The organism is Mesorhizobium sp. M7A.F.Ca.US.014.04.1.1, assembly GCF_003998745.1.
Lineage (GTDB): Bacteria > Pseudomonadota > Alphaproteobacteria > Rhizobiales > Rhizobiaceae > Mesorhizobium > Mesorhizobium ciceri.
The window spans coordinates 4930-11133 of record NZ_RZRW01000143.1; the positions used below are offsets into that span (position 1 = coordinate 4930).

At 62.6% G+C, this 6204-nt stretch carries 5 protein-coding genes; all 5 read left to right on the forward strand.

Going from position 1 to position 6204, the window contains the following annotated elements; translation table 11 throughout:
* A partial coding sequence (locus EOA22_RS12360) for a hypothetical protein (RefSeq protein ID WP_245478627.1) occupies positions 1-300 on the forward strand: 300 nt, incomplete at its 5' end.
* A 187-nt stretch (positions 301-487) separates the two neighbouring features.
* The gene (locus EOA22_RS12365) at positions 488-2518 is read left to right on the forward strand and encodes a bifunctional UDP-sugar hydrolase/5'-nucleotidase (protein ID WP_063168946.1); all 2031 of its coding nucleotides are present in this window, start codon (positions 488-490) and stop codon (positions 2516-2518) included.
* A 234-nt stretch (positions 2519-2752) separates the two neighbouring features.
* On the forward strand, positions 2753-3817 hold the full coding sequence (gene hemH / locus EOA22_RS12370) for a ferrochelatase (protein WP_013529728.1): 1065 nt from the start codon (positions 2753-2755) through the stop codon (positions 3815-3817).
* A gap of 155 nt (positions 3818-3972) precedes the next feature.
* Positions 3973-5184, forward strand: coding sequence for an FAD-binding oxidoreductase (locus EOA22_RS12375; RefSeq protein ID WP_063168947.1), 1212 nt, complete (start codon positions 3973-3975; stop codon positions 5182-5184).
* A 119-nt stretch (positions 5185-5303) separates the two neighbouring features.
* Positions 5304-6204, forward strand: a 901-nt coding sequence (locus EOA22_RS12380) for an SPFH domain-containing protein (protein WP_164755379.1), incomplete at its 3' end; no start/stop codon positions are given.

The window sequence follows — 6204 nt, forward strand, 5'->3', positions numbered from 1 at the left end:
GCCCCCAACCAACCGCCGATGGCAGCGGCGCCGAAAGGCGTCGAGGGCTCGTGGATCGACGCCAAGGGCACCGGCCTGTCGACCTTCACCGGCGGCACCTTCACGACGGTAGCCACCGACACCGGCCAGAAGCTTGCCGACGGCAGCTACACGATGACCGGCGCCACATCGGTGCAGATCAACGGCACCTCGCTGATCCGCCAGACCGCGGTCAGCTTCAACTGCCTGATGGTGTCGACAAGCCAGCTCAACTGCACGAGCTCCAGCGGTCAGAATTTCGTGCTGACAAGGCGCGTCTGAACCCACGACCATTCGTTTTCCAAGGACGGCGGCTGGTTGGCCGCCGTCCTTTTTTGTGCCGGCAAAGGGTCCCGGATTCCGCTTGCGTCATCCGGAACGCGATGGGAACATGGCCAAAGCGCCGGCTGTTATGTTCCAGTCAAGCAAGAGCGCTAATGGCCTCTGATCAGCTTTCCGGGAGACGAAGATGAAGAAGCTTGCCGCCATTGCAGCCCTGTCAGCCTCAGCCCTCGGCCTGTCGGCCGGCGCGTCCTTTGCCGACTACACGCTGAACATCCTGCATATCAACGACTGGCACAGCCGCATCGAAGGCAACAACAAATATGAATCGACCTGCTCGGCGGACGAGGAGACCAAGGGCGAGTGCATCGGCGGCGCGGGCCGGCTAATCACCGCGATTGCCCAGGAACGCAAGAAGCTGGAAGGCCAGAACGTGCTGCTGCTCAGCGCCGGCGACAATTTCCAGGGCTCGCTGTTCTACACGACCTATAAGGGCAAGGTCGAAGGCGAATTCCTCAACGACATGAAGTTCGATGCCATGGCCCTCGGCAACCATGAATTCGACGACGGCGAGGCCGCCTTGGCGCCGTTCCTCGACATGATCAAGTTCCCCGTGCTCGGCGCCAATGTGAAGGCCAACGCGCAATCCAAGCTCGGCGACCGCGTCAAGCCATCTGTTGTCGTCGAGGTCGGCGGCCAGAACATCGGCATCATCGGCGCGATCACCAACGACACGCCGGACCTCGCTTCGCCGGGTCCCAACGTCGCCATCGAGGACGACGTCAAGTCGATCACTGCCGAAGTCGAGAAGCTCAAGGGCGAAGGCGTCAACAAGATCATCGCCGTGACCCATATCGGCTACAGGCGCGAACGTGACGTCATCGCCAAGATCCCGGGCATCGATGTCGTCGTCGGCGGCCATAGCCATTCCCTGCTGTCGAACACCGATCCGAAGGCGGAAGGCCCCTACCCGACGATGGTCGACAATCCGGACGGCTACAAGGTGCCGGTGGTGCAGGCGGCCTCCTATTCGAAATATCTCGGCGAGTTCAAGGTGGTGTTCGACGACAATGGCGTCGTCAAATCGGCCAGCGGCGACCCGATCTATCTCGACAAGTCGATCACCCCCGACCCGGCCGTGCTCGCCCGCATCAAGGAGCTTGGGGCGCCGATCGAGGCGTTGAAGAACAAGGAAGTGGCCGAAACCACCGACGTCATCGACGGCAGTCGCGAGAGCTGCCGCACCCGCGAATGCGCGATGGGCAATCTCGTCTCCGACGCCATCCTCGACCGCGTCAAGGGACAGGGCGTCGAGATCGTCATCTCCAATGGCGGCGGCCTGCGCGCCTCGATCGACAAGGGCACCGTCACCATGGGCGAGGTGCTGACCGTGCTGCCCTTCCAGAACACGCTGGCGACCTTCCAGATTTCGGGCAAGGATCTGGTGGCCGGCCTCGAGGGCGGTCTCAGTCAGGTCGAGGACGGCGCCGGGCGCTTCCCCCAGGTCGCCGGCCTGAAATATTCCTTCGACAAATCCGTTGCGCCCAATGCCGGCCGGGTCAAATCGGTGGAGGTCATGGAAGGCGGTGCCTGGACGCCGATCAAGCCGGAGAAGGACTATCTGGTCGCCACCAACAACTATGTTCGCCAGGGCGGCGACGGCTACAAGGTCTTTGCCGACAAGGCCAGGAATGCCTACGACTACGGCCCCGGCCTGGAACAGGTGGTTGCCGACTATCTCGGCGCCCACCGGCCCTACACGCCGAAGCTCGACGGCCGCATCACCGAAATAGCCGCGACCGTCGCCGCGGCGCCTGCGGCCCCGGCAACCGATCCGGCCAAGCCAGCCGAAGCGGCACCGGCCACCCCGGCGCCCGCACCGGCTGAAGCCGCCAAGCCTGCCGAAGCGGCACCGGCAATGCCTGAATTGCCGGCCAACTCGGGCGATATCGCCAACACACCACCGGCCATATCGACGGAAGGAGCACCTCCCCCGCCAGCGCCACCAGCCGCGCCGGCACCGGCCGAGCCGGCAAAGCCTGCTGAGGCCGCGCCAGCGGAAGCCAGCCATGTCATCGTTGCCGGCGACACCTATTGGGATCTGGCCAAGAAAGCCTATGGCGACGGCGCCAGGTGGAAGGTCATTTCGGGCGCCAACAAGGGCTACGAACCCCGCCGGCTTCCTGTCGGCGCAACCCTGACCATCCCGCCGAAATAGCTCGCTTATATGCCTGAATGACACCGCCCGTCCGAAAACCGGACGGGCGTCCTGTTTTCGGGCTAATGCATGTCGCCCAAAAGTGACCTCGGTTTTGGGAAAACGACATGCATAAAACAAAGAGTTAAAGCGGGTCGTCTGAATCCATTCGGACAATCCGCTTTAAGGTGCGGCCAGACGCTGCATTGAATGCGCGCGCAAGATGGTTAGGTTCGCGTCTCCCGGAGAACCCTTATGACGCTTCCCACCCCTGCCGATCCCAAGGTCGCAAAAGCGCTCGGCCCGTTGCCCGCTGGGCATCCGCCGGTCAAGGCGGGCAAGATCGGCGTCATGCTGGTCAATCTGGGCACGCCCGATGGCACCGATTTCAAGCCGATGTGGCGGTATCTGCGTGAATTCCTGTCCGATCCGCGCGTCATCGAGCTCAACAGGGCGATCTGGTATCCGATCCTCTATGGACTTGTGCTCACCACGCGCCCCAAGAAGTCGGGCGCCAATTACGCCCGGATCTGGAACCGGGAAAAGAACGAGTCGCCGCTGCGCACCTACACCCGTGCCCAGGCCGAAAAGCTGGCCGAAGCGCTGCGCGACCTGCCTGATGTCGTCGTCGACTGGGCGATGCGCTATGGCAATCCTTCGACCGCCAGCATTGCCCAGCGTCTGGCCGACCAGGGCTGCGACCGCATTCTTTCGTTTCCGCTCTATCCGCAATATTCGGCGACGACCACGGCAACAGCCAACGACCAGCTGTTTCGCGCGCTGATGAAGATGCGCCGCGCGCCGGCCGTCCGCAGCGTGCCGCCCTACTATGACGAGCCGGTCTATATCGAGGCGCTGGCGCGTTCGATCGAACGGCATCTGGCGACGCTGGATTTCGAGCCGGAGGTGGTCATCACCTCCTATCACGGCATTCCAAAACCCTATTTCGAGAAGGGCGATCCCTATCATTGCCACTGCCAGAAGACGACGCGGCTGTTGCGCGAACGGCTCGGCTGGGATGACAGGAAACTGATCATCACCTTCCAGTCGCGCTTCGGCGCGCAGGAATGGCTGCAACCCTATACCGACAAGACGGTGGAGAAACTCGCACAGGACGGCGTCAAGTCGATCGCCGTCGTCAATCCCGGCTTTTCCGTCGACTGCATCGAGACGCTGGATGAGATCGGCCGCGAGGCGGCCGAAACCTTCCACCATGCCGGCGGCAAGAATTTCGCCCATATCCCTTGCCTCAACGACAGCGCGGAGGGGATGGCGGTGATCGAGGCGATGGTGCGGCGCGAACTGTCTGGCTGGGTCTAGGAGAAATTCCAGGAAAAGTGTGAAACGGTTTTCCCGGGAAAAGCGAATAGCGCTTTCCCTTGGGAATTTCGTCAACGGGAGTTAGAGCAGCTCGCCGCTCTAACTCCGGAACAACACAAGCTCCGGGGCGTTAAGGCGCGCCGCCGGAGAATGCGATGTCCCGCAAACTCGACCTCAGAACTGGCCAGCCCGTCTGGTCAGCCTATCGCGCGCCTGCGGTGCCGACGGACGGCCTGGTCCGGGACGTCAAGGCAGATGTGCTGGTCGTCGGCATGGGCATCAGCGGCGCCATGATGGCCGAGGCGCTGACGGCCGATGGCCATCGGGTGATCTGTATCGACCGGCGCGGTCCGCTGAAGGGCTCGACGGCCGCAACCACCGCACTGGTGGCATTCGAAATAGACCAGCCTCTCTCCACGCTCTCGAAGATGGTCGGCAGAGCCTCGGCGCAGCAGGCCTGGCGGCGCTCGCGGCTCGCCGTCTCCAATCTCGCCGGACGCATCGCCGAACTCGGCATCAACTGTGGCCTGAGCCGGGCGCCGTCGCTCTATCTGTCTGGCACGATACTTGGTCCGTCGGAACTGCGCGACGAGGCCAAGGCACGGCGGCTAGCCGGCATCGCCGCGACCTATCTGACGCCGGCGCCGCTGGCGGAGACATTCGGCATCGACCGCGAAGGCGCCATTCTCAGCCACGGCAACATCGCGCTCGACCCGCGTAAGCTGACGGCTGGGCTGCTGCTGAAATCCCTTCAGCGCAAGGCTCGCTTCTACGCCCCCGTCGACGCGACAGTGATCGAGGATAGCGCCGAAGCTGTTGTCGTCGCGACCAGGGATGGCCCGACCATAACCGCGCGACATGTTGTTCTGGCCACCGGCTACGAACTTGTGGAGATCGTGCCGGCCGCGGCCCACCGGATCATCTCGACATGGGCGATCGCAACATGCCCGCAACCGCGAAAGCTCTGGCCGGACGCAGCGTTCATCTGGGAAGCGTCGGAGCCGTATCTGTATATGCGCACGACGATCGACGGCCGGGTCATTTGCGGCGGCGAGGACGAGGATTTTGTCGACGAAGCGCGGCGCGACGAGCTGATCGCCGACAAGAGCACACGCATCGCCGAGGAGCTCGGCCTGGTATTTCCGCATCTCGACACCAGGCCCGATTTTGCCTGGACCGGTTCGTTCGGCACCACAACCACCGGCCTGCCCTATATCGGCGCCATTCCCCGCCACCCGCGCATCTATGCAGTGATGGGCTACGGCGGCAACGGCATCACCTTCTCGCAGATCGCTTCCGAGATTGTCCCGGCTTCGATCAACGGGCTGGAGGACACGGATGCAAGATTGTTTGCCTTCAACCGCTGATCGCACCCGCAAACAATCCGTCATCACCTGATTGTAACGCATCTGAAACACACTTAAGTCTTTGGTGAAGTCGGCCGCGCGAGAATGGCTTGTGCGGCCTTCGTCTGAGGGAGAGCCAAATGGATTTCAGTGGTTTCGATATTGCGGTTGGTGCACTTGCCCTTCTGGTATTGGTGCTGCTGATCAAAGGCATCAGGACAATCCCGCAAGGCTACAACTATACGGTGGAGCGCTTTGGCCGTTACACCAAGACACTGAGCCCGGGTCTCAATTTCATTTACCCGTTCATCGACCGCATCGGCGCCAAGATGAACATGATGGAGCAGGTGCTCGACGTTCCAAGCCAGGAAATCATCACCCGCGACAACGCCATTGTCGGTGTCGACGGCATCGCCTTTTTCCAGATCCTCAACGCCGCTCAGGCCGCCTACCAGGTTTCCGGCCTGCAGAACGCCATCCTCAATTTGACGATGACCAACATCCGTACCGTCATGGGTTCGATGGATCTCGATGAACTCCTGTCGAACCGCGACGCCATCAACGAGCGCCTGCTGCGCGTCGTCGACGAAGCGGCCCACCCGTGGGGCATCAAGATCACCCGCGTCGAAATCAAGGACATCAACCCGCCGGCCAACCTTATCGAATCGATGGGCCGGCAGATGACCGCGGAACGCAACAAGCGCGCCCAGATCCTTGCCGCCGAAGGCCTCAAGCAGTCGCAGATCCTCGAGGCCGAAGGCCGCAAGGAAGCCGCCTTCCGCGATGCCGAGGCGCGCGAACGTTCGGCCGAGGCGGAGGCCCGCGCCACCCAGGTTGTGTCGGAAGCGATCTCCAAAGGCGATGTGCAGGCGCTGAACTACTTCGTTGCCCAGAAATACACCGAAGCGTTGGGCAAGATCGGCACTGCGACCAACAGCAAGATCGTGCTGATGCCCTTCGAGGCATCGTCGCTGATCGGTTCGCTCGGCGGCATTGGCGAGATCGCCAAGGAAGTCTTCCGCAGCGAGGGCACGACCGGCT

Excerpts from the sequence above, each read along its gene's own strand:
- hemH (WP_013529728.1), top strand. The coding sequence starts at position 2,753 with ATGACGCTTCCCACCCCTGCCGATCCCAAGGTCGCAAAAGCGCTCGGC.
- EOA22_RS12365 (WP_063168946.1), top strand. The coding sequence starts at position 488 with ATGAAGAAGCTTGCCGCCATTGCAGCCCTGTCAGCCTCAGCCCTCGGC.
- EOA22_RS12375 (WP_063168947.1), top strand. The coding sequence starts at position 3,973 with ATGTCCCGCAAACTCGACCTCAGAACTGGCCAGCCCGTCTGGTCAGCC.